Source organism: Yinghuangia sp. ASG 101 (genome assembly GCF_021165735.1).
Lineage (GTDB): Bacteria > Actinomycetota > Actinomycetes > Streptomycetales > Streptomycetaceae > Yinghuangia.
Genome location: NZ_CP088911.1, coordinates 5,411,648 through 5,431,095, shown reverse-complemented (window position 1 = coordinate 5,431,095; position 19,448 = coordinate 5,411,648). Strand labels below are relative to the sequence as shown.

16 protein-coding genes and 2 tRNA genes are annotated in these 19,448 nt (G+C 72.2%); 2 read left to right on the top strand and 16 right to left on the bottom strand.

The genetic code is table 11. The features are described from left to right. Positions 1–92 precede the first annotated feature (92 nt). The 9 genes from LO772_RS23355 to LO772_RS23315 all read right to left on the bottom strand — a co-directional run bounded on the left by LO772_RS23355 (position 93) and on the right by LO772_RS23315 (position 11,677). Complete coding sequence (locus LO772_RS23355; protein WP_231773984.1) at positions 93–1,133, bottom strand: ComEA family DNA-binding protein; 1,041 nt, start codon at positions 1,131–1,133, stop codon at positions 93–95. 447 nt (positions 1,134–1,580) lie between these two features. Further along, positions 1,581–2,426 carry a DegV family protein gene (locus tag LO772_RS23350; RefSeq protein ID WP_231773983.1) on the bottom strand — a complete coding sequence of 282 codons (846 nt, stop codon included), beginning with the start codon at positions 2,424–2,426 and terminating at the stop codon, positions 1,581–1,583. A 144-nt stretch (positions 2,427–2,570) separates the two neighbouring features. Then, complete coding sequence (locus tag LO772_RS23345; RefSeq protein ID WP_231773982.1) at positions 2,571–3,170, bottom strand: hypothetical protein; 600 nt, start codon at positions 3,168–3,170, stop codon at positions 2,571–2,573. Positions 3,171–3,437: 267 nt separating this feature from the next. Then, a complete protein-coding gene (leuS, locus tag LO772_RS23340; protein WP_231773981.1) occupies positions 3,438–6,320 on the bottom strand; it encodes a leucine--tRNA ligase in 2,883 nt (960 codons plus the stop codon). A gap of 288 nt (positions 6,321–6,608) precedes the next feature. Then, positions 6,609–7,241 carry a lysoplasmalogenase family protein gene (locus tag LO772_RS23335; RefSeq protein WP_231773980.1) on the bottom strand — a complete coding sequence of 211 codons (633 nt, stop codon included), beginning with the start codon at positions 7,239–7,241 and terminating at the stop codon, positions 6,609–6,611. A 105-nt stretch (positions 7,242–7,346) separates the two neighbouring features. Beyond that, the gene (locus LO772_RS23330) at positions 7,347–8,072 is read right to left on the bottom strand and encodes a gamma-glutamyl-gamma-aminobutyrate hydrolase family protein (protein WP_231773979.1); all 726 of its coding nucleotides are present in this window, start codon (positions 8,070–8,072) and stop codon (positions 7,347–7,349) included. A 73-nt stretch (positions 8,073–8,145) separates the two neighbouring features. After that, positions 8,146–8,910, bottom strand: a complete 765-nt coding sequence (locus LO772_RS23325) for a 3-oxoacyl-ACP reductase (RefSeq protein WP_231773978.1) — start codon at positions 8,908–8,910, stop codon at positions 8,146–8,148. Further along, complete coding sequence (locus LO772_RS23320; protein WP_231773977.1) at positions 8,907–10,280, bottom strand: aldehyde dehydrogenase family protein; 1,374 nt, start codon at positions 10,278–10,280, stop codon at positions 8,907–8,909. The genes LO772_RS23325 and LO772_RS23320 overlap by 4 nt, the downstream gene beginning before the upstream one ends. A gap of 35 nt (positions 10,281–10,315) precedes the next feature. Next, positions 10,316–11,677, bottom strand: coding sequence for a glutamine synthetase family protein (locus LO772_RS23315; RefSeq protein ID WP_231779685.1), 1,362 nt, complete (start codon positions 11,675–11,677; stop codon positions 10,316–10,318). Between the two features lie 131 nt (positions 11,678–11,808). On the opposite strand from LO772_RS23315, the gene LO772_RS23310 reads away from it, so the two are divergent. Continuing rightward, positions 11,809–12,552 (top strand): FadR/GntR family transcriptional regulator, encoded by a 744-nt coding sequence (locus tag LO772_RS23310; RefSeq protein WP_231773976.1) that lies wholly within the window; start codon positions 11,809–11,811, stop codon positions 12,550–12,552. Between the two features lie 83 nt (positions 12,553–12,635). Further along, positions 12,636–12,708: transfer RNA gene (locus LO772_RS23305), tRNA-Ala, on the top strand. A gap of 787 nt (positions 12,709–13,495) precedes the next feature. On the opposite strand, the gene LO772_RS23300 is transcribed toward LO772_RS23305, so the two are convergent. From LO772_RS23300 to LO772_RS23270, 7 genes are all read right to left on the bottom strand, one after another. Then, positions 13,496–13,568: transfer RNA gene (locus LO772_RS23300), tRNA-Ala, on the bottom strand. A gap of 79 nt (positions 13,569–13,647) precedes the next feature. Then, positions 13,648–14,295, bottom strand: coding sequence for a histidine phosphatase family protein (locus tag LO772_RS23295; RefSeq protein WP_231779684.1), 648 nt, complete (start codon positions 14,293–14,295; stop codon positions 13,648–13,650). Next, positions 14,292–14,708, bottom strand: a complete 417-nt coding sequence (gene rsfS, locus LO772_RS23290) for a ribosome silencing factor (protein ID WP_231773975.1) — start codon at positions 14,706–14,708, stop codon at positions 14,292–14,294. Before rsfS ends, LO772_RS23295 begins: the two co-directional genes overlap by 4 nt. Before the next feature lie 125 nt (positions 14,709–14,833). Beyond that, the gene (locus LO772_RS23285) at positions 14,834–16,960 is read right to left on the bottom strand and encodes an LCP family protein (protein ID WP_231773974.1); all 2,127 of its coding nucleotides are present in this window, start codon (positions 16,958–16,960) and stop codon (positions 14,834–14,836) included. After that, positions 16,957–17,571 carry a nicotinate-nucleotide adenylyltransferase gene (gene nadD, locus LO772_RS23280; protein ID WP_231773973.1) on the bottom strand — a complete coding sequence of 205 codons (615 nt, stop codon included), beginning with the start codon at positions 17,569–17,571 and terminating at the stop codon, positions 16,957–16,959. Before nadD ends, LO772_RS23285 begins: the two co-directional genes overlap by 4 nt. A gap of 171 nt (positions 17,572–17,742) precedes the next feature. Next, a complete protein-coding gene (locus tag LO772_RS23275) occupies positions 17,743–18,918 on the bottom strand; it encodes a TerD family protein (protein ID WP_231773972.1) in 1,176 nt (391 codons plus the stop codon). A gap of 193 nt (positions 18,919–19,111) precedes the next feature. Beyond that, complete coding sequence (locus LO772_RS23270; protein ID WP_231773971.1) at positions 19,112–19,273, bottom strand: hypothetical protein; 162 nt, start codon at positions 19,271–19,273, stop codon at positions 19,112–19,114. Between the last annotated feature and the right edge of the window lie 175 nt (positions 19,274–19,448).

Below are 19,448 nucleotides of genomic sequence, written 5' to 3'. Positions count from 1 at the left end.
GGCCCCCCACGCGGCGAAGGCTCCCGGCACCAGCCGTAAGTCGTGGGGCTCCGCAACGCGGGCGGACGCCCGGTCACCGACGCCGGCCGCGTTCATACCCGTACTTTCGCGCGCAGGTCGGCAAAGCGGCTTTCCCCGATTCCGCGGATTTCGCGAAGCTGGTCGATCGAGGTGAATCTGCCGTTGTCCTGCCGCCATTCCACAATGCTCCGCGCCGTCACCGGACCGATTCCGGGCAAGGTCTCCAATTGCTCGGCGGTCGCGGTGTTGAGGTCGATCACCGACTGCGCGGTCTTGGCGCCGGGGGACGCACCGGACGCACCGGATCCGCCCGCGACATACGGCACCGCGGTCGCCCCGGGCACACCCACGGGGATCTGCTCACCGTCGCCCACCACGCGCGCGAGGTTGAGGACCGTGAGGTCGGTTCCCGGGAGAACGCCTCCGGCGGCCTTGAGGACGTCGTCGACCCGCACCCCGGCAGGCAGCACGAGCACCCCGGGGCTCGCGACGCGTCCGACGACGTGCACCGAGATCGGGCCGGGTGCGTCGGACGCGGACGCGTCCCGGGACGCGTCGGCCGATGTGCCACCGGCGGATCCGTCCGGGGTCGCGGTGCGGGACCTCGTCACCTCCGCCCCCGTGTCGACCGGCGGCACCGCGACCGGCTGCGGACGCCTGTGCCACCAGCCCACCCCCGCGAACACGATCGCGAGGAGGGCGAGGACGGCCACCGCGGCGACGACACGGCCGTCCACACCGATCCGGAAAGCCTTCAGCGGCACGGGCAGGCGATCGCCGACCGCACCCGCCAGGCGGGCCGACAAGGGCAGCGGCCGGGAGGCCGGATCGCGACCGGTGTCGTCGGAGACCTCGGGGAAGGCCGGACCTCGGCCGTCCGCCCCGCCCGCGTCGGACGGCGACGCGAGAGCCGGCGCGGCGACCACCGTCGTCTCGGGCGGCGGCTCGGCGGACGGCAGCGTGTCGGCCAACGCCGCGCCGAGCGGCGGCGCGTCGCGGGGCGGCGCGTCGCGGGGCGGCGCGTCGCGGGGCGGCGCGTCGCGGGGCGGCGCGTCGCGGGGCGGCGCGTCGCGGGGCGGCGCGTCCCGAGCCGCCACAGCGTGGGCCGGCACGTCGGGTTCCGGTGGGTCGGGTGGCGGGATCCCCCATAACCCGACCCCACTCGACGGGACATCGGTCTGCGGGACTCCTCCCGGCGCGGTTTCGCCCGACGGGATTTCGACCGACCGGTCTTCCACGGCAGGCACACCCGCCGCCGGAACATCCGCCAACGCGCTCTCGGACGCATTCCTCGAATGAGCCGCGCGATAAGCGTCGCGCGGAAAAAGCACGGCCAGCCGGGCAAGGGTCTGCGGGTGCGGTGATTTCGTCATGCCCCGACATTAGGCGGGGAATTCCACCGCCAAGCCGACGCCCTCACAATCTGTGGACAACCACCGCACTGTGGAAAGTCGATTTGACATACGACCTCGAAATCCCCCACCGAACACCGGTCAGCCGGCTCGGCCGCGCGACCGATCGACCGATCGACCGATCGACGAGGCCCCGCGTCGCCCCGCCTACCTCGGCGACACCACCACAGCCAGCAACCCCGGCCCCACATGCGCCCCGATGACCGCACCGACCTCGCTCACATACAACTCCCCGGGCCGCGGCAGCCGATCGCGCAACCGGCCGGCGAGTGCCTCGGCGCGGTCCGGGCTCGCGAGATGGTGGACCGCGACGTCGACCTGCGCCTCACCCGCGGACTCCAGGGCGATCTCCTCCAGCCGGCTGATCGCCTTGGCCGCCGTACGCACCTTCTCCAGCGGGGCGATGCGGCCGTCCGAGACGTGCAGCAGCGGCTTCACCGCGAGCGCCGCACCCATCAGCGCCGCCGCGGCCCCGATGCGCCCCCCTCGGCGCAGGTACTCCAGCGTGTCGACATAGAAGAACCCGAAGGTCGCACCCGCCCGCTTCTCCGCCGCCACCGCGGCGTCCTCCGCCGAGGCACCGTCCGCGACCGCCTCCGCCGCCGCGAGCACCGGGAAGCCCATCGCCATCGCGACCGTCCGCGAATCGACGACGCGGACCGGGACCGGGACTTCGCGCGCGGCGAGGAGAGCCGCGTCGTACGTCCCCGACAGTTCCGCCGACAGGTGCACCGAGACGATCTCGCGCGCGCCGGCCTCCGCGAGCCGCCGGTACGTCGCGGCGAAGGTCTCGGGCGACGGTCGCGACGTGGTCACCACGCGCCGCTGCCGCAACGCCTCCGCGAGCCCGGCCGGAGTCGCCTCCGTCCCCTCGTCGAGCGGGCGCCCCCGCAGGACGACCTTGAGCGGCACCACAACGATGCCGTGCCGCTCGACGACCTCGTCGGGCAGGTAGGCCGTGGAATCGGTAACGATCGCGACTTCGGACGTCATGCGGTTGCAGCTACCCGTCGGCGAAGGGACAAAGACGAAGAGAACCGATCGATACAAACCGACAGGTTCGGAACAGACTCCGGCGACGCCGTTCGCCCCCGTCCTCCGCCGAACCCCCGGCGGCGATGTGCGGCACGCGCCGGATCAGGGGCCCAGCGCGTCCTTGGTCGCCTGCGCGGTCTCGCGCAACGCCGCGACCTCGTGCTCGACATCGCGGCCCAGCCGGTCCAACTCGTCGTGTGCGAGCACCCGCTCGCGGTCCTGGGCCGCCCACCGCAGCGAACCCGCCGCGTGCTGCACCCGCTCCGCCCGTTCACGCAGCGCGGGCAATTCGCGGTCGACGCGCACGGCGTCGGGCTCGCGCTCGAGCATCCGCAGGTCGGTGTCCAGCCCCTCGGCGAACCGTTCGAGCCGGGCGAGGAGTTGGCGCGCCTCCCCGAGCTGCGCGTCACGCGCGTACCCCGCGTCCAGGACGCGCCGCGTGTGGTCGAGCGAGCGGCGCACCGACACCCGCAGGCGGGCCGCCTCTCCGGCACCCCCGGGCCGCGTGTACGCCCGCGCGCGCGAGGCGGCGTCGTCCACCAGGCCCCGCAGGCGGGGCGCGTGCCGGTCGATCCTGCGCTGTACCGCGCGCCGCACCACCACCGCGATGATCACCACCAGACCGATCAGCACCAAAAGGGCGGCGAACCCGGCTCCGAGGAAGACGGCGACGGCTTGCGCACCGTCCGAGGCGAGTGACACGGCTGGTCTCCTCCCAGGTCGCCGCCTGCGAATCCCTCAACAGTAGCGCCGTGACGGGCCCCGGCGATCGCCTCGGACGAAAACCGCCCGTTCCCGGGCGATCGTCACAGCGGGGAAATCATCCGGACACGGCACGGAAAACCGCCCGCGACCGCGCCGTTACCGGGAGAGACGGACAGGGACCCCGCAAGGTTCCCGCGGTGACCGGGCCGCCGCGAGGTCCACTCCAAAGAGATCCACCCCGCGGCGCACCGGGCGTCCGGAACGTCAGTTCGGCACGATGTTGACCAGTTTCGGCGGACGCACCACGACCATGCGCACGCTCGCCCCGCCCAGCGCGTTCCGCACGGACTCGTCCGCCAGCGCCAGTTCGCGCAGTTCGTCCTCGCCGATCGACGGCGGCACCTCCAGGCGCGCCTTGACCTTGCCCTTGATCTGCACGACGCACGTCACCGTCTCGTCGACGACGTACGCGGGATCCGCCTCGGGGAAGTCGTGGTGGGCCAGAGAACCGTCGTGGCCCAGCCGCGCCCACAGCTCCTCCGCGATGTGCGGCACCAGCGGCGCCACCATCAGCACCACCTGCTCCGCCACCGCGCGCGGCACCGCGTCCAGTTTGGTCAGATGGTTGTTCAGCTCGATGGCCTTGGCGATGGCGGTGTTGAAGCGCAGGCCGTCCATGTCGCGCCGCATGCCGTCGATCGCCTTGTGCAGCGCGCGCAGCGTGGCCTCGTCGGGGGCGGCGTCGCTCACACGCAGCTCGCCGGTGCTCTCGTCGACGATGTTGCGCCACAGCCGCTGCAGGAACCGGAACGACCCGACGATCGCGCGCGTGTCCCACGGCCGCGAGACCTCCAGCGGCCCCATCGACATCTCGTACAGGCGCAGGGTGTCCGCGCCGTACTCCTCGCACATCTGGTCGGGGGTCACCGAGTTCTTCAGCGACTTGCCCATCTTGCCGTACTCGCGCTTGACCTCCTCGCCGCCCAGGAAGAACTTGCCGCCTTCCTCGGTGACTTCGTCGGCCTGCACGTAGACACCGCGGGCGTCCGTGTAGGCGAACGCCTGGATGTAGCCCTGGTTGAACAGCTTGTGGAAGGGCTCGAACGACGAGACGTGGCCCAGGTCGAACAGCACCTTGTGCCAGAAACGCGAGTACAGCAGGTGCAGCACCGCGTGCTCGACACCGCCGACGTACAGGTCGACACCACCGGACGCGCCGGGCGTGCGCGGGCCCATCCAGTAGCGCTCGTTCTCCGGGTCGACCAGCGCGTCCTCGTTGGTCGGGTCCAGGTAGCGCAGCTCGTACCAGCACGACCCGGCCCAGTTGGGCATGGTGTTGGTCTCGCGGCGGTACGTGCACGGCCCGTCGCCCAGGTCCAGTTCGACGGTCACCCAGTCCGCGCGGCGCGACAGCGGCGTCTCGGGCTGCGAGTCGCCGTCGTCGGGGTCGAACGTGCGCGGCCGGTAGTCGTCGATCTCCGGCAGCTCGACCGGCAGCATCGACTCGGGCAGTTCGCGCGCGACGCCGTCCTCGTCGTACACGATCGGGAACGGCTCGCCCCAGTAGCGCTGGCGGCTGAACAGCCAGTCGCGCAGCTTGTAGGTGACCGTCGGCGCGCCGACGCCGTGCGCGGCCAGGTACTCGTCCATCCGGCGCTTGGCGTCGGCGACCGACAGCCCGTTCAGGCTGAGGCCGTCGGCGGCCGAGTTGACGATGCCGGCGGTCTTCGAGACGAACGCGTCGTCCCAGGTGGCCGGGTCGGTCGAGCGGCCGTCGTCGGGGGCGACGACGCAGATCATCGGCAGCGAGAACTTGCGCGCGAACTCGAAGTCGCGGTGGTCGTGCGCGGGGACCGCCATGATCGCCCCCGTGCCGTATCCGGCCAGCACGTAGTCGGCGATGAACACCGGGATCAGCGCGCCCCCGGCCGGGTTGACCGCGTACGCACCGGTGAAGACGCCGGTCTTGTCCTTGCCTTCGGTCTGCCGCTCGACCTCGGTCTTCGCCGCCGCCTCCGCCCGGTAGGCCGCGACCGCCTCGGCGGGGGTCGCCGCGCCTCCCGTCCACGCCTCGGGCGTCCCGGCGGGCCAGGCGTCCGGGACGACGGTCTCGACCAGGTCGTGTTCGGGGGCCAGGACCATGTAGGTCGCGCCGAACAAGGTGTCCTGACGGGTCGTGAAAACCCGTACCCCGACGTCCTCGTGGCCCGCGAAACGGAAGTCGATGTGGGCGCCCTCGGACCGGCCGATCCAGTTGCGCTGCATCAGCTTGATCGGCTCGGGCCAGTCCAGCTTGTCCAGGTCGTCCAGCAGCCGGTCGGAGTACGCGGTGATGCGCATCATCCACTGCTTCAGGCTGCGCTTGAACACCGGGAAGTTGCCGCGCTCGCTGCGGCCGTCGGCGGTGACCTCCTCGTTGGCCAGCACCGTGCCCAGGCCCGGACACCAGTTCACCGGCGCCTCGGACAGGTACGCCAGCCGGAACCCGTCGACCACGTCGGCCTGTTCGGCGCGGCTCAGGTCGGCCCATTCGCGGCCGTCCGGCACCGCGCGCGTGCCCTTCTCGAACTGCTCGACCAGCTCGGCGATCGGACGTGCGCGCCCGGCCCCGCCGTCGGCGGTCTCGTCGTACCAGGAGTTGCGGATCCGCAAGAAGATCCACTGCGTCCAGCGGTAGTAGCCGGGGTCGGTCGTCGCGACCGAACGGCGCTTGTCGTGCCCCAGGCCCAGGCGGCGCAGCTGGCGGCGCATGTTGGCGATGTTCGCCTCGGTCGTGACGCGCGGGTGCGTGCCGGTCTGCACCGCGTACTGCTCGGCGGGCAGCCCGAACGCGTCGTAGCCCAGCGTGTGCAGCACGTTGAACCCGGTCATGCGCTTGAACCGGGAGAACACGTCGGTCGCGATGAAGCCCAGCGGATGGCCGACGTGCAGGCCCGCCCCCGAGGGGTACGGGAACATGTCCATCACGAACATCTTCTCGCGGCCGGCGACCTTGTCGGGCTCGGCCAGCGGACCGGCGGGGTTGGGCGCCTCGAAGGTGCCCTCCGCCTCCCAGCGGTCCTGCCAGCGCAACTCGATCGCGCCGGCCATGGCGGCCGTGTAGCGGTGGGGCTCGGTCGGCTCGGCGGCCTGCGTCGTCTCGGTCATCGTCCTCAGGGCTCCTGGGTACACGCGTCGGCGCATCGCGTTTGCGAGGTCTTTCCGGAAAGACAAAAACCCCTCGCTCAGGAGGGGTCGCCGCACTGAGGTGGGCAAAGGGCCTCGTCCGATTCCGACTCGTCCGTCTCCGGGACGCGGATCCTGCCGAGGTATTCGCCCGTCCTGCTCAGCGCGGCCCGGTAAGAAGCAGTACGGCACGCATGCGGAGATGGTACCGCAGGCCCCGTGCCCGGTTCGGCGGATATACCCCGCCGCCCGCGCCTCCGGACCGCGGCGTCAGACCAGCGAGAGCACGAGCAATATTCGCGCGAGGTGGTACGACACCGTGATCGCGAGGCGCGCGTGCGGCGTCTCCTCGCGGAACCGGTTCCACCCACCGAGCGCGTCCGAGCAGGAGAACAGGAACGCCCCCGCGACCGCGGTCGGCCGCCCGGTGGCCGACGCGGCGACCACCATCAGCGACAGCACACCGGTGTACGCGACCACGGTCGGCGTCAGCGCGGGCTCCTTCGCCCGCACGCTGAGCACGAGCCGCACGGCGTACCCGAGCGTGGCCACGAGCACGACGACGATGCCCGCCGCCGCCCACAGCCAGGACCATCCCACCTGCTGGAAGCCGACGACGTACGCCAGGTGCGCCGCGAGCGACGCGGCCACCGCGGCGGTGTAGCCCCGCCGCCCGCGCGGCCCCAGCAGGTCCCGCGCCAACGACAGCACGAGGGCGACGACAAACGCCGCGCGCTGGGCCCGGTCGGCGGGATCCACCGCGCAGGCCGTCGCGATCAGCGCGACGGAGACCAGCGGGCGCACGCGGCGCTCCGCCCGTGCGTCCGCACGCGCGGCGGCGGCCCAGTCGACGGCCGCGACCGCGGCGGCCGACGCGAGCAGGATCCACGCGAGGGGGGTCATGACCGGCGACCATACTGAGGGGTAACCGGGGAATCCGCCCGTCCGGCCGGTACGTCACGCAACCGTGATGGGTCCGAGTCCGCGCCGCGTCGTGGTGCGCGGGCCTCACGTCGGCAGCGGCGCCCCCGCTGCCCGGCTTCGGGCCGCTTTGACCAGGGCGGTGAAGGGCGCGAGGTCGTCGTCGACCTCGGGGTGCCACTGCACGGCGACGGCGAAGGGGTGGCCGGGCACTTCGATCGCCTCGACGATGCCGTCCGGCGCGCGACCGGTCACCACCAGGCCGTCGCCCAGCGTGTCGACGGCCTGGTGGTGGTGGGTCGCCACCTCGAACTCGGTGCGCCCGTACACCTGCGCGGTGCGGCTGCCCGCGACGAGATGGACGCGGTGGCGCCCGTACCGGCCGGGGGCCGGCGCGTGCCGCTCGTCGCCGCCGAGCCGGTCCGGGAGGTGTTGGATCAGGGTGCCGCCGCGCAGGATGTTGAGCACCTGGAGCCCGCGGCAGATCCCCAGCACCGGTATGCGCCGGTCGAACGCGCGCTGCGCCAGCGACAATTCGGCCGTGTCGCGCGCCGGGCGCACGAACCCGGTGCGTTCGTGCGCCTCGCTGCGGTAGCGCGCCGGGTCGATGTCGCCGCCGCCCGCGATGATCAGCGCGTCGAACCGGTCGGCCGCCTCGGCGACGTCGGGCACCGACGGCAGCAGCACCGGCAGGCCTCCGGAGGCGGCCACGCGGTCGACGTAGGCCTGCGGCAGGAGAGTCGCCTGCGTGTCCCAGGCCGCCCACCGGGCCTGCTCGCTGTACGCGCTGATGCCGATGACGGGACGTGCCATGACCGGTACCACCTGTCTCGCGTCCGGAGAGTTGCTGCATTGTCCGCCGGGCGGCGTCCATCCGAGAAATGGGTCACAGCGGCGTGACGTACGCGCCGGAAATACCCCCGTCGACCAGGAATTCCGAGGCGGTGACGAACGACGCGTCGTCGGACGCGAGGAAGGCCACCGCCGCCGCGATCTCCTCGGCCTCCGCGAACCGCCCGGCGGGAATGTGCACCAGACGGCGCGCGGCGCGCTCGGGGTCCTTGGCGAAGAGTTCCCGGAGCAGCGGCGTGTTCACCGGCCCGGGGCACAGCGCGTTGACGCGGATACCCTCGCGCGCGAACTGCACGCCCAGCTCGCGCGACATCGCCAGCACCCCGCCCTTGGACGCGGTGTAGGAGATCTGCGAGGTCGCGGCGCCCATCCGCGCGACGAAACTGGCCGTGTTCACGATCGCGCCCTTGCCCTGCCGCCGCATGTACGGGATCGCGTGCTTGCAGCACAGGTAGACCGACGTCAGGTTGACCTCCTGCACCCGGCGCCACGCGTCGATGCCGGTGGTCAGGATCGAGTCGTCCTCGGGCGGCGAGATCCCCGCGTTGTTGAAGGCGACGTCCACGCTGCCGAACGTGTCGAACGCCGCCTGGTAGACCGCCTCCACATCCGTTTCGCTGGTGACGTCGGCCTTGACGTAGACGCCGCGGACCGCCACGGACGCCGCTCGACCGGCCGACTCGTCGATGTCCACGCACACGACGTTCGCACCCTCGGACGCGAGGCGTTTCGCGGTGGCGAGGCCGATACCGCTGCCCGCGCCGGTGATCACCGCGGTGCGGCCTTCGAATCGCTTCACGAATCCTCCGTACTGATGAACACGTTCTTGGTGTCGGTGAACGCCGCGAGGGCGTCCGGGCCGAGTTCGCGACCGAGCCCGGACTGCTTGAAGCCACCGAACGGCGTCCAATAGCGCACCGACGCATGGGAGTTGACGGAGAGGTTCCCCGCCTCGACGCCTCGGCTCACCCGCAGCGCGCGTCCGATGTCGCGCGTCCACACCGAGCCGGCGAGACCGTACGCGGTGGCGTTGGCCAGGCGTACCGCGTCGGCCTCGTCGTCGAACGGCACGACCGCGGCGACCGGCCCGAAAATCTCCTCGGTCACCGTGCGGTCGAGCGGATCGTCCGGCGTGAGGACCGTCGCGGGGTACCAGAACCCCGGGCCGGACGGGGCCTCGCCGCGAAAGGCCACCGGAGCACCGTCGGGGACATAGCCGCGTACGCGCGCCAATTGGGCCGCCGAGATCAGCGGCCCCATCGCGGTCGCCGGGTCGTTCGGGTCGCCCGCGCGCAGGGCCCGGACGTGCGGTTCGAGCAGGGCGAGGAACCGGTCGTACACCCCGCGCTCGACCAGGATGCGGCTGCGGGCGCAGCAGTCCTGGCCGGTGTTGTCGCAGAACGACATCGGCGCGGCGCGCGCTGCCTCGTCCAGGTCGGCGTCCGCGAAGACGATATTGGCGCTCTTGCCGCCGAGTTCGAGCGTCACGCGCTTCACGCCGGGCGCGGCGCGGGCCATGATCTCCTTGCCCACCGCGGTCGACCCGGTGAACACGATCTTGCGGACCAGGTCGTGGTCGACCAGCGCGCGCCCGGCCTCCGCGCCGCGCCCCGGCAGCACCTGGAACACGCCTTCCGGGAGCCCCGCCTCCAGCGCCAGCTCGGCGATCCGCAGCGCGGTCAGCGGGGTCTGCTCGGCCGGCTTGGCGACCACGGTGTTGCCCGCGGCGAGCGCCGGTGCCAGCCCCCAGCCGAGGATCGGCAGCGGGAAGTTCCACGGAACGATCAGCCCCACCACGCCCAACGGCTCGTGGAAGGTGATGTCCACGCCGCCGGCCACCGGGATTTGACGGCCCGTCAGGCGCTCGGGAGCACCCGCGAAGTAGTGCAGGACGTCCCGCAGGTTGCCGACCTCCCAGCGCGCGTTGCCCACCGGGTGCCCGGCCTCGGCCACCTCCAGCGCGGCCAGTTCGTCGGCGTGCGCGTCGACCGCGTCGGCGACGCGGCGCAGGAGCCGCGCCCGGTCCCCGGGTGCGACGGCGCGCCACGCGGGGTACGCCGAGGCGGCCACCCGCACGGCGGCGTCGACCTCGGCCGCGCCCGCCAGGGGAACCCGGGCCACCGGCTGCTCGGTCGCCGGGTTGACCACCTCGAAAACATCGTCGGCCATCACGGCCCCTTCTCGTGTCCGATGCCCCGTCGGCGCTACATGCGCTCGAAGCCGCGGAAAAGCTCCCAGTCGGTGACGGCCGCGTCGTAGGCCGCGAGTTCGACGCGTGCGGCGTTCGCGTAGTGCGCCTGCACCTCGTCGCCGAACACCTCACGGGCCAATTCGCTCTTCTCCCACAGATCGAGCGCGTCGCGCAGCGTGGTCGGCACGGTCTCCGCCCCGGAAGCGTACGCGTTGCCCGACTGCGGCTCGGGGAGGGGCAGTTCGTTGTCGATGCCGTACTGCCCGGCGGCGATCATGCCGGCCACCGCGAGATACGGGTTGACGTCGCCGCCCGGCACGCGGTTCTCGACGCGCAGCGACGGCCCGTGCCCGACGACGCGCAGCGCGCAGGTGCGGTTGTCGACCCCCCACTGGACGGCCGTCGGCGCGAAACTGCCGGGCTGGAAGCGCTTGTACGAGTTGATGTTGGGCGCGTACAGGAGCGTGAACTCGCGCAGCACGGCGAGCAGCCCGGCGATGAAGTGCCCGCCCGTGCGGGAGAGCCCGTACGGCCCGTCCCCGCTCAGCACGGGCCCGTCACCGCCGTGCAGCGACAGGTGGATGTGGCACGAATTGCCTTCGCGCGCGTTGGGCTTGGCCATGAATGTCAGGCTCATGCCCTCCTGCGCGGCGATCTCCTTCGCGCCGTTCTTGTACACGCTGTGGTTGTCACACGTACGGACCGCCTCGTCGTAGCGGAACGCGATCTCGTGCTGCCCCGGATTGCACTCGCCCTTGGCCGACTCGACGTACATCCCCGCGGCCGTCATCTCGTTGCGGATCCGGCGCAGCAGCGGCTCCACGCGGGCCGTGCCGAGGACGCTGTAGTCGACGTTGTACCGGTTGGCGGGCGTGAGGTCGCGGTACGCGCGGTCCCACGCCTGCTCGTACGTGTCGCGGAAGAGCACGAACTCCAGCTCCGTCCCGACCATCGCCCGCCGCCCGGCGCGCGCGAGGCGCTCGGTCTGCCGGCGGAGGATCTGGCGCGGCGACGCGGCCACCGGCGTCCCGTCCGCCCACGCGAGATCCGCGAGCACCATGGCCGTTCCCGCGTTCCACGGCACCGGGCGCAGCGTCGCCGGGTCGGAGACGAGCACGAAATCGCCGTAGCCCTTCTCCCACGAACTCATCGCGTAGCCGTCGACGGTGTTCATGTCGACGTCGACCGCGAGCAGGTAGTTGCAGCCCTCGGCGTGGCCGGCCAGCACCTCTTCGAGGAAAAACCGGGCCGAGAGGCGCTTGCCCTGCAATCGTCCCTGCATGTCGGTGAAGGCGGTCAGGACCGTATCGATCTCCCCGGCCTCGACCTGCGCGCGAAGCCGTTCCACGTCGTACGCCCCACCCGGCACCGCCACCCCACCCTGGGTCACGACACATCTCCCGTCGTCCGCGTCACCCGCACGGTCGGTTCGGGGCCATCCAACCTCATTGGTCTAACATCAGTCCATTGAATCGGAAAAGCGTTCGACGAAAGGAAGGACCGCAGGTGTCGGCCGACGCCGCGTCCCCCACCGCGGACGCCGTGTTCCGTCCCGTCCGCACCGGCAACGCGTTCGAGGAGACCGTCGAGCGCCTGATGGCCGCGATCAAACTCGGTGTCGTCCCCCCGGGCGCCCGCTTCCCGTCCGAACGCGAACTGGCCGCCCGGCTCGGCGTCAGCCGCATCACCCTCCGCGAGGCCCTGCACGCGCTGCGCCAGGCCGGACGCGTCGAGGTACGCCGCGGCCGATTCGGCGGCACGTTCGTCACGCTGCCCCCACCGCTCCCGCCGACCGCCGAGGTCCGGCGCCGCGCCGAGGACATGGGGCCGGGCCTCGAAGACGCGCTCGCATTCCGCCGCGTCCTCGAAGTCGGCGCCGTCCAGGTCCTCGCCACCACCGCGCTCGACGACGCCCAGCGCGAACTGCTCCTGACGCGGCTCGACGCCGTCGACCACGCCACCCCCGAGGACTACCGGCGCCTGGACACCGCCTTCCACCTCACGCTCGCCGAACTCACCGGCTCGTGCTCGCTCACCGCCGCAGCCGCCGACGTCCGCATGCGGCTCAACGAACTCCTCGACGCGATCCCGGTCCTGGCCCGCAACATCGAACACAGCGCGACCCAGCACGCCGCGATAGTCCGCGCGATACTCGCCCCCGACCCCGAAGCCGCCCGCCGGGCGACCACCCAGCACCTGGACGCCACCGCCGCCCTGCTCCGCGGCTTCCTGGCCCCCACCCCCCTCTGACCCCCGCCACCGGTTGGGAACTTCCCGCCCCCACCCTGTAAGGTATTCCTCGTCCAACCGGCCCAACCCGGTGGGCCTGGTGAGGGGCTATAGCTCAGCTGGTAGAGCACCTGCATGGCATGCAGGGGGTCAGGAGTTCAAGTCTCCTTAGCTCCACAAAGTCGATGGGCGACCTGTGTCCGCGGAGAGCGCGGACCAGGTCGTCTTTGTTGTTTTTTGCGGCTTCGCCGCGGCGGGGGCTTCGCCACCCGCACCCCCCGCTGGCGCAGGTAGAGCGTCCCTGCGTTGGGGGAAGCCTCGGTCGTGGGCCGCTGCGTACGTGGAGCATCCCTGCGCGGGGAGAAACCTCGGTCGTCGTGGGCCGCTGCGCGGGGGAAGGCTTGGCCACAGTTGTGGCCTGTGCGGGGGGGGAAGGCTCGGTCAAGGGCGTTGGCTTGCGCGGGCAGAAGGCTTGGCGGGGAACGTTGTTGGTTCGGATTGATCCAAAAACTGTCGCCTGCACCGCCCCGACGTCACATGCGTCACCCCCCAAACACCAACACCCACAACAGGCACCCCCCAGCCCCCATCCAGCACAACCTCCCCCAACGCAGGGATGCTCCACATACGCAGCGACCCACGACCACGACCAAGGTTCCCCCCGCGCAGGGGATGCTCCACATACGCAGCGACCCACGACCACGACCAAGGTTCCCCCCGCGCAGGGGATGCTCCACATACGCAGCGACCCACGACCACGACCAAGGTTTCCCCCCGCGCAGGGGATGCTCCACATACGCAGCGACCCACGACCACGGCCGAGGTTTCCCCCAACGCAGGGACGCTCTACGTGCGCCAGCGGGGGGGTGCGGGTGGCGAAGCCCCCGCCGCGGCGAAGCCGCAAAAAACAACAAAGACGACCCGGTCCGCGCTCTCCGCGGACACAGGTCGCCCATCGACTTTGTGGAGCTAAGGAGACTTGAACTCCTGACCCCCTGCATGCCATGCAGGTGCTCTACCAGCTGAGCTATAGCCCCTCACCAGGCCCACCGGAGCGGTCGGCCGAGGATTACTTTACATGGTCGGTGGGGGAAGTTCCCAACCGATAAACCTCGGTCACACCTCGTCGCCGAGGACCGGCTCGGGGAGGGTCCCCGCGTTGTGTTCGAGCAGGCGCCAGCCGCGCGCGCCTTGGCCGAGGACGGACCAGCAGCAGTTGGACAGCGCGCCCAGCACACCCCACGCGCTCTCGTCGAGGCCGATCAGCCGGCCTATCGCGCAGCGGATCGCGCCGCCGTGGGAGACGACGACGAGGGTGCCGCCGTCCGGGAGTTTCTCCAGGGCGCGTTCGATCGCGGGGACCGCGCGGTCGGCGACCTCGACCTCCAGTTCGCCGTCGCCGCGCCGTACCGGCTCGCCGCGGCGCCAGGCCGCGAACTGCTCGGGGAAGCGCTCCTCGATCTCGCGGTTGGTCAGGCCCTGCCAGTGCCCCGCGTACGTCTCGCGCAGCCCCGCGTCCAGCTCCACCGAAAGGCCGGTGAGGTGCGCGAGTTCGCCCGCGGTGTTCGCGGCGCGCGTGAGGTCGGAGGCGAGGATCGCGTGCGGCTTGAGTGCGGCCAGCAGGCGCGCGGCGCGTTGTGCCTGCGCTATGCCCTCGTCGGTGAGGGGGATGTCGGTCTGCCCCTGGAAGCGCCGCTCCACGTTCCACGTCGTCTGGCCGTGCCGCCACAGCAGGATGCGGCGACCGCCGCCGGACGCGCTCAGCTCGCGTCCTCGATCGCGGCGCCGGCCTTGGCGCGCTCGGCGTTGACGCGTTGGACCGCCTCGGGCAGCTCCAGCTTCGGGCAGTCCTTCCAGAGGCCTTCGAGGCGGTAGTAGGCGCGCTCCTCGGCGTGCTGCACGTGCACCACGATGTCGATGAAGTCCAGCAGGACCCAGCGCGCCTCGCGGTCGCCCTCGCGGCGGACCGGCTTGGCACCGAGCTTCCGGAGCCGTTCCTCGACCTCGTCGACGATCGCCTTGACCTGCCGGTCGTTGGGCGCGGAGGCCAGCACATAGGCGTCGGTGATCCCGACCACGTCGCTGACGTCGTAGGCGACGGTCTCGGAGGCGAGCTTTTCGGCGCACGCCTCCGCGGCGGCGTTGACGAGCTCGATGGCGTGCGGTGTGGCGGTCACGGTCTGCTTTTCTCCAGGTGACGAGGGACGCCTTCCAGGTTCTCACACCGGGCCGGGTGGCCGCCGCCGAGTAAGGCGGCGGCCACCCGCGCCCGCCGAGGGCCGGGAGCGGCCCGCGCCGGCCGTCAGGACGGCTTGTAGTCCTGGCCCAGCGTCACCACGACGTCGGCCAGCATCTCTCCTTCGGTCTTCTGCACCGCGGTCTCCGGCAGCCCCAGCGTCAGGGCCAGCTGGACCGCCGCCTCGCGCCGCTCGTCGTCGGAGTACTGCACCACCGACGTCGGCTTGGCCGTGGGCTGGACGATGCCGCCCGGCACGTACGAGTAGCCGGCGTTGACCACCTTGACGCGCGCGTTCTCCTGCGCTTCGTCCTTGCCGCTGGCATCCGCGACCATGACGCGCGCCGGGCCCTCGGCCTTCGCGACCTGCACGGTCCCGCCGAGCAGTTCCTTGACCACCGGGCCCGCCGCCTCGACGTCGAGGACGCCGTCGGGCTGCACCGGCAGGTCGGCGGACTTGACCTGCTGGGCCTGGACCGCCGTCGCCATCGACGTGAGGTGTTCCGCGAGCCGCTCGTCGGGCAGCGACGGGTCGGGGACGTTCCCGAGGTTGCGCAGCAGGTTGCCGAGGAGGCGCGACTCGGTCGGCAGGACCTTGAGGACGGCCTGCACGACGCGGCCGAACCGCTCGGCACCCAGCGACGGCGGCTCGCCTTGGACGCGGTACGTCGCGTACGCCACCGCCTTGACGCCGTCGACCTTGGACGGCCCGGCGGGCAGCACGACGCGGCCGTCCGCGCTCTTGACCTCGACGTCGGCGGCGAGTTCGACGCCGCCCATCATGTCGACGAGGCCTTGCAGGACGGGCTCGCTCACCACCCACGACCCGTCCAGCTTGACGCCGATGAGCTGGGCCAGGGCGTCGCGCGTCGCACCCGCCCCGTCGGTCGCCATGAGTTCGCCGATGCCCCGGGGACCGGCGCCCGGGGTGTTGACCACGGTCGAGGACGGCACGGTGATCATCGCCGCGGTGCCGCGCGAGGGGTCGTCGGCCAGGACCGCGCTCGCGCTCGCCTCGCCGCCTTGTCCGCGCAGTTGGATCAGCACCGCGCCGCCGGGAGCGGTCGCCGCCGCCTTGGAGTCCTCGGCCCACCACGTGGTGTACGCGTAGTAGCCCCCGGCGCCGAGCGCCGCGAGGGCGAGGACGACGACCAGCGACACCAGGCGGCTGCGCAGTTGCCGGCGCCGTTCGTCGCGGCGTTCGGAGCGCGTCTCGGCGAATTTCAGCCAGTCGATGACGTCTTCGGTCTCTTCGCCGTCGTCGTCGACGAAGTCGAACTCGTCGTCGCCGTAGCCGACCTTCTCGCGGTCCGCGCCGGTGCGGGCGCCGGACCGGCCGCCGGGCCGCCGCGACTTCCCGGAGCGGGGTCCGCCGGGAGCGGGCACGGTGCCGGAATCCGCGGGGCGGGCGGGGCGGCCGGCGGGTGCGGCCGGGCGCGGCGGGGACGCGGCGGGCGGACGGGGTGCGGCCGGTCGGCTGGGGGTCCCCGGTCGGGCGCCGGGCACCTGGACGCGGAACGAGCCCGTCGTCGCGGAGCCGCCGGTGGGGCCGGTGGTCCCGGCGCGCCGGACGCCCGATCCGGCCTGGGGGGTGGTCGAGCGCGCGGCCCCGGTCGTTCCCGCACCGGCCGCCGCGGCGGCGGTGCCGCCCGGGGGCCGCTCTCCGGATCCCGTCGTGGGCTGCACCGGGCCGTCGTACGCGGCGTAGGCGCCGGAGTCGTGGTCGGCGCCCTGGCCGTATCCGGGCTGCGGCACGGTGCCGTAGGCGCCCGAGTCGTGCATCGGAGCGGGGGCGGGCTGGGGGTAGGGCGCCTGCTCGGGGGTGTATCCGTAGGGCGTCTGGCCGTACGCCTGGTTCTCGTAGGAGGGGGTCTCGTAGGAGGAGGGGGTCTCGTAGGCCGTGCCGTACTCGGGTGCCCCGTAGCCGGGTGCCTCCGGTGCGGGCGCGGCCCCGTAGCCCTGCGCGTCGTACGCCTGCCCCCCGTACGCCCCCGGATACCCCTGCTCGCCGTACTGCCCCTGCGGCTGCCCGTCGTAGCCGTAGCCCGCCGCGTCCTGCCCCGGATACCCCTGCTGCGGCACGGGCCCGTAGGCCTGGTACTGCCCTTCTTGGTACGTCCCTTCCTGGTACGGCCCCTCCTGGTACGGACCGCCCTCATGGGGACGGCCGTCCCCTTCGCCCCTACCGCTCACGTCGCCCCTCGGTACAGCCCTCGTTTGCTGATGTATTGCACGACCCCGTCGGGGACCAGGTACCACACCGGCTCGCCACCGTTGCGGCGGCGGCGGATGTCGGTCGACGAAATGGCCAGTGCGGGCACCTCGACGAGGCTCACGCCGCCGTCCGGGAAGCCGGGGTCGGAGAGCGTGTGGCCGGGCCGGGTGCAACCGATGAAGTGCGCGAGCGCGAACAACTCCTCGGCGTTGCGCCACGAGAAGATCTGCGCGAGGGCGTCGGCACCGGTGATGAAGAACAGCTCGGTTCCCTCACCCGACGCGCGGCGCAGGTCCTTGAGTGTGTCGACCGTGTACGTCTGGCCGGGTCGGTCGATGTCGACGCGACTGACCGAGAATCGCGGGTTGGACGCGGTGGCGATGACCGTCATGAGGTAGCGGTCCTCGGCGGGTGACACCGCGCGACCACCCTTCTGCCACGGCTCGCCGGTCGGCACGAAGATGACCTCGTCGAGCCGGAACAGCCCGGCGACCTCGCTCGCGGCCACGAGGTGGCCGTGATGGATCGGGTCGAAGGTGCCGCCCATGACGCCGACGCGTCTGTTGCGCTGTGCCGTGCCATCGTCCATGGGCGGTCAATCTATAGGGCAGGGTTCGCGAAGAACACGGACCGGCGGCGAACGGACCGGTTGGCCTCGGGTGCGGCCGGACCCGCCGCGGCACGGCGCCCGGGCCCGCGAACTCCGGTGCGGCCCACCGTCGGACGGGCACATGCGGACGAACCTGCCCCGGGCGGTCCTTCACTCCGATTCGGGGGTGATCGTCCAGTCTCCGTCCGCCTCGATCTCGACCAGACAGGGCCCGGCGGGGATGATCGACTCGCCGTCGTAGCTCCCGATCGTGTTGGCGAGCGACGCGAGGTAGGGGTCCTCGGCCTGACCGGGCGTTTCGGCGTACACGCGGACCATGAAGTTGCTGGCCCCCGCGTGCGTCATGGCCACGACGGTGCGCGGCCCGGTCCACCGCAGGACCTCCGGGCCGTCGCCGGAGGCCCGTCCGGCGAGCCGCGGCGCGGCGGCCGGCGGCCGGACGACGACCGTCCAGGGGCCGTCGCTTTCGATCTTCAGGCGCTCGGTGGCCGTGCCGCGCTCGTCGACGAGGACACGGCCCCGGTACGCGCCGATCTCGTTGACCAGGAGCTTGTCGTGTTCGAGCGACGAATTCAGCGTCCAGACCGCGAAGTTGCCGGTTCCGCCGCCGGTGATCTCGACGACCACCGGGCCGGACTCCACCGGGCGCGCGATGCGGAGGATCCGGTCGCCGGAGCCTTCGTAGGCCAGGGGGCCCGGGACCGCCGGGGCGTCCGACGCCGCACCGTGATCGGCCGGGGAGCGCGCGGTCTCCGCGTCGGAGGCGGCGGCACCGGGTACGCCGCCGCCCTCCGCCGCGGACGCGGCCACGGCTTCGACGTCGCCCCCGTAGTCACGCACGAGCTGGTCCAGCCCGTCCCGGTAGCCCTGCCCGACCGCCCCGAAGCGCCAGCCGTCGCGCCGATAAAGCTCACCGAGGATGAGCGCGCGCTGCCCCTTCATGTCGGCCGGATCCATGAGATAGGCCGCGATCGCCTCCTCGCCGGCCGTCAGCGCGACGCTTCCGGCGTCCAGCGCGATGGCGGGTCCGACCGAGGCCACGACGAAGAGCAGGCGGTGCACCTCGGGCGCGACGGCGTCCAAATCCACGTCGAAGGCGGCGTTCGCGGCCCCGCCCGACACCAGCGCCACCGCGCTGGAGAGCGACGCCGGGCGGTCCGCGCTGACCGGGGGCCGGTCGGCGCCGATGCGGCCGTCCGCGTCGAGGGCGAAGCAGAACGCCGCGACGTCGGAGCCCGTCGCCTCGCCCGCGACCTCGACGCGCAGCGCGGTCGCCGCGGTCAGATCCGCCAGCCTGGCCTTCTCGCCCATGGCGAATGTGCGCATCTCGCCCTCCCCAAGGTGCTGCCGGTGTCGCGTCCCCACGCGTCGCCGCGACTCGCTCCGAAGATTAACGCCCGCGGCGCGCGGCGTGGACGGGAACCGGGGCCGGGTGCCACCCGGCGACGCGCGTCCCGCAGCACGAAACCCGGGATCGCCGTGCGTGGCGGTCCCGGGCGGTGGTTGACGCGTCGTCGGTTCAGCGGTCCTTGTTGAACGACAGCGTGATGAGGAGGAGAACAACCAGCGCGACGAACGCGCCGATCCCGGCGCCGAGCGGGTTCAGGTTCTCGTGGTTGCCGCCGTGCTCGCCGCCTTCGCTGGCAAGGCGGGTGAGTACGGTCACGGCGTGCTCGGTCATCGTGTCAACCCTCGTGTGTCGGTCGTCGGACGCCGGCCGGGTGTCCGCGAGGACATCTCGTCACACGGCCGCGCACGACATCGTACGGAAGGGCCCCCCGGCCTGCGCGCGCAGGACCGCCGTCGCCGCTCCCCCACCGGCGTGCGGCGCCGCCCACGTGGGGACCGCTGCGCCG

What these genes read in the sequence shown, in the direction of transcription:
- LO772_RS23350 (WP_231773983.1), bottom strand. Translation starts at nt 2,426, where the DNA reads ATGACGTCCGAAGTCGCGATCGTTACCGATTCCACGGCCTACCTGCCC.
- leuS (WP_231773981.1), bottom strand. Translation starts at nt 6,320, where the DNA reads ATGACCGAGACGACGCAGGCCGCCGAGCCGACCGAGCCCCACCGCTAC.
- LO772_RS23335 (WP_231773980.1), bottom strand. Translation starts at nt 7,241, where the DNA reads ATGACCCCCCTCGCGTGGATCCTGCTCGCGTCGGCCGCCGCGGTCGCG.
- LO772_RS23330 (WP_231773979.1), bottom strand. Translation starts at nt 8,072, where the DNA reads ATGGCACGTCCCGTCATCGGCATCAGCGCGTACAGCGAGCAGGCCCGG.
- LO772_RS23320 (WP_231773977.1), bottom strand. Translation starts at nt 10,280, where the DNA reads ATGGCCGACGATGTTTTCGAGGTGGTCAACCCGGCGACCGAGCAGCCG.
- nadD (WP_231773973.1), bottom strand. Translation starts at nt 17,571, where the DNA reads ATGGACGATGGCACGGCACAGCGCAACAGACGCGTCGGCGTCATGGGC.
- LO772_RS23275 (WP_231773972.1), bottom strand. Translation starts at nt 18,918, where the DNA reads ATGCGCACATTCGCCATGGGCGAGAAGGCCAGGCTGGCGGATCTGACC.
- LO772_RS23270 (WP_231773971.1), bottom strand. Translation starts at nt 19,273, where the DNA reads ATGACCGAGCACGCCGTGACCGTACTCACCCGCCTTGCCAGCGAAGGC.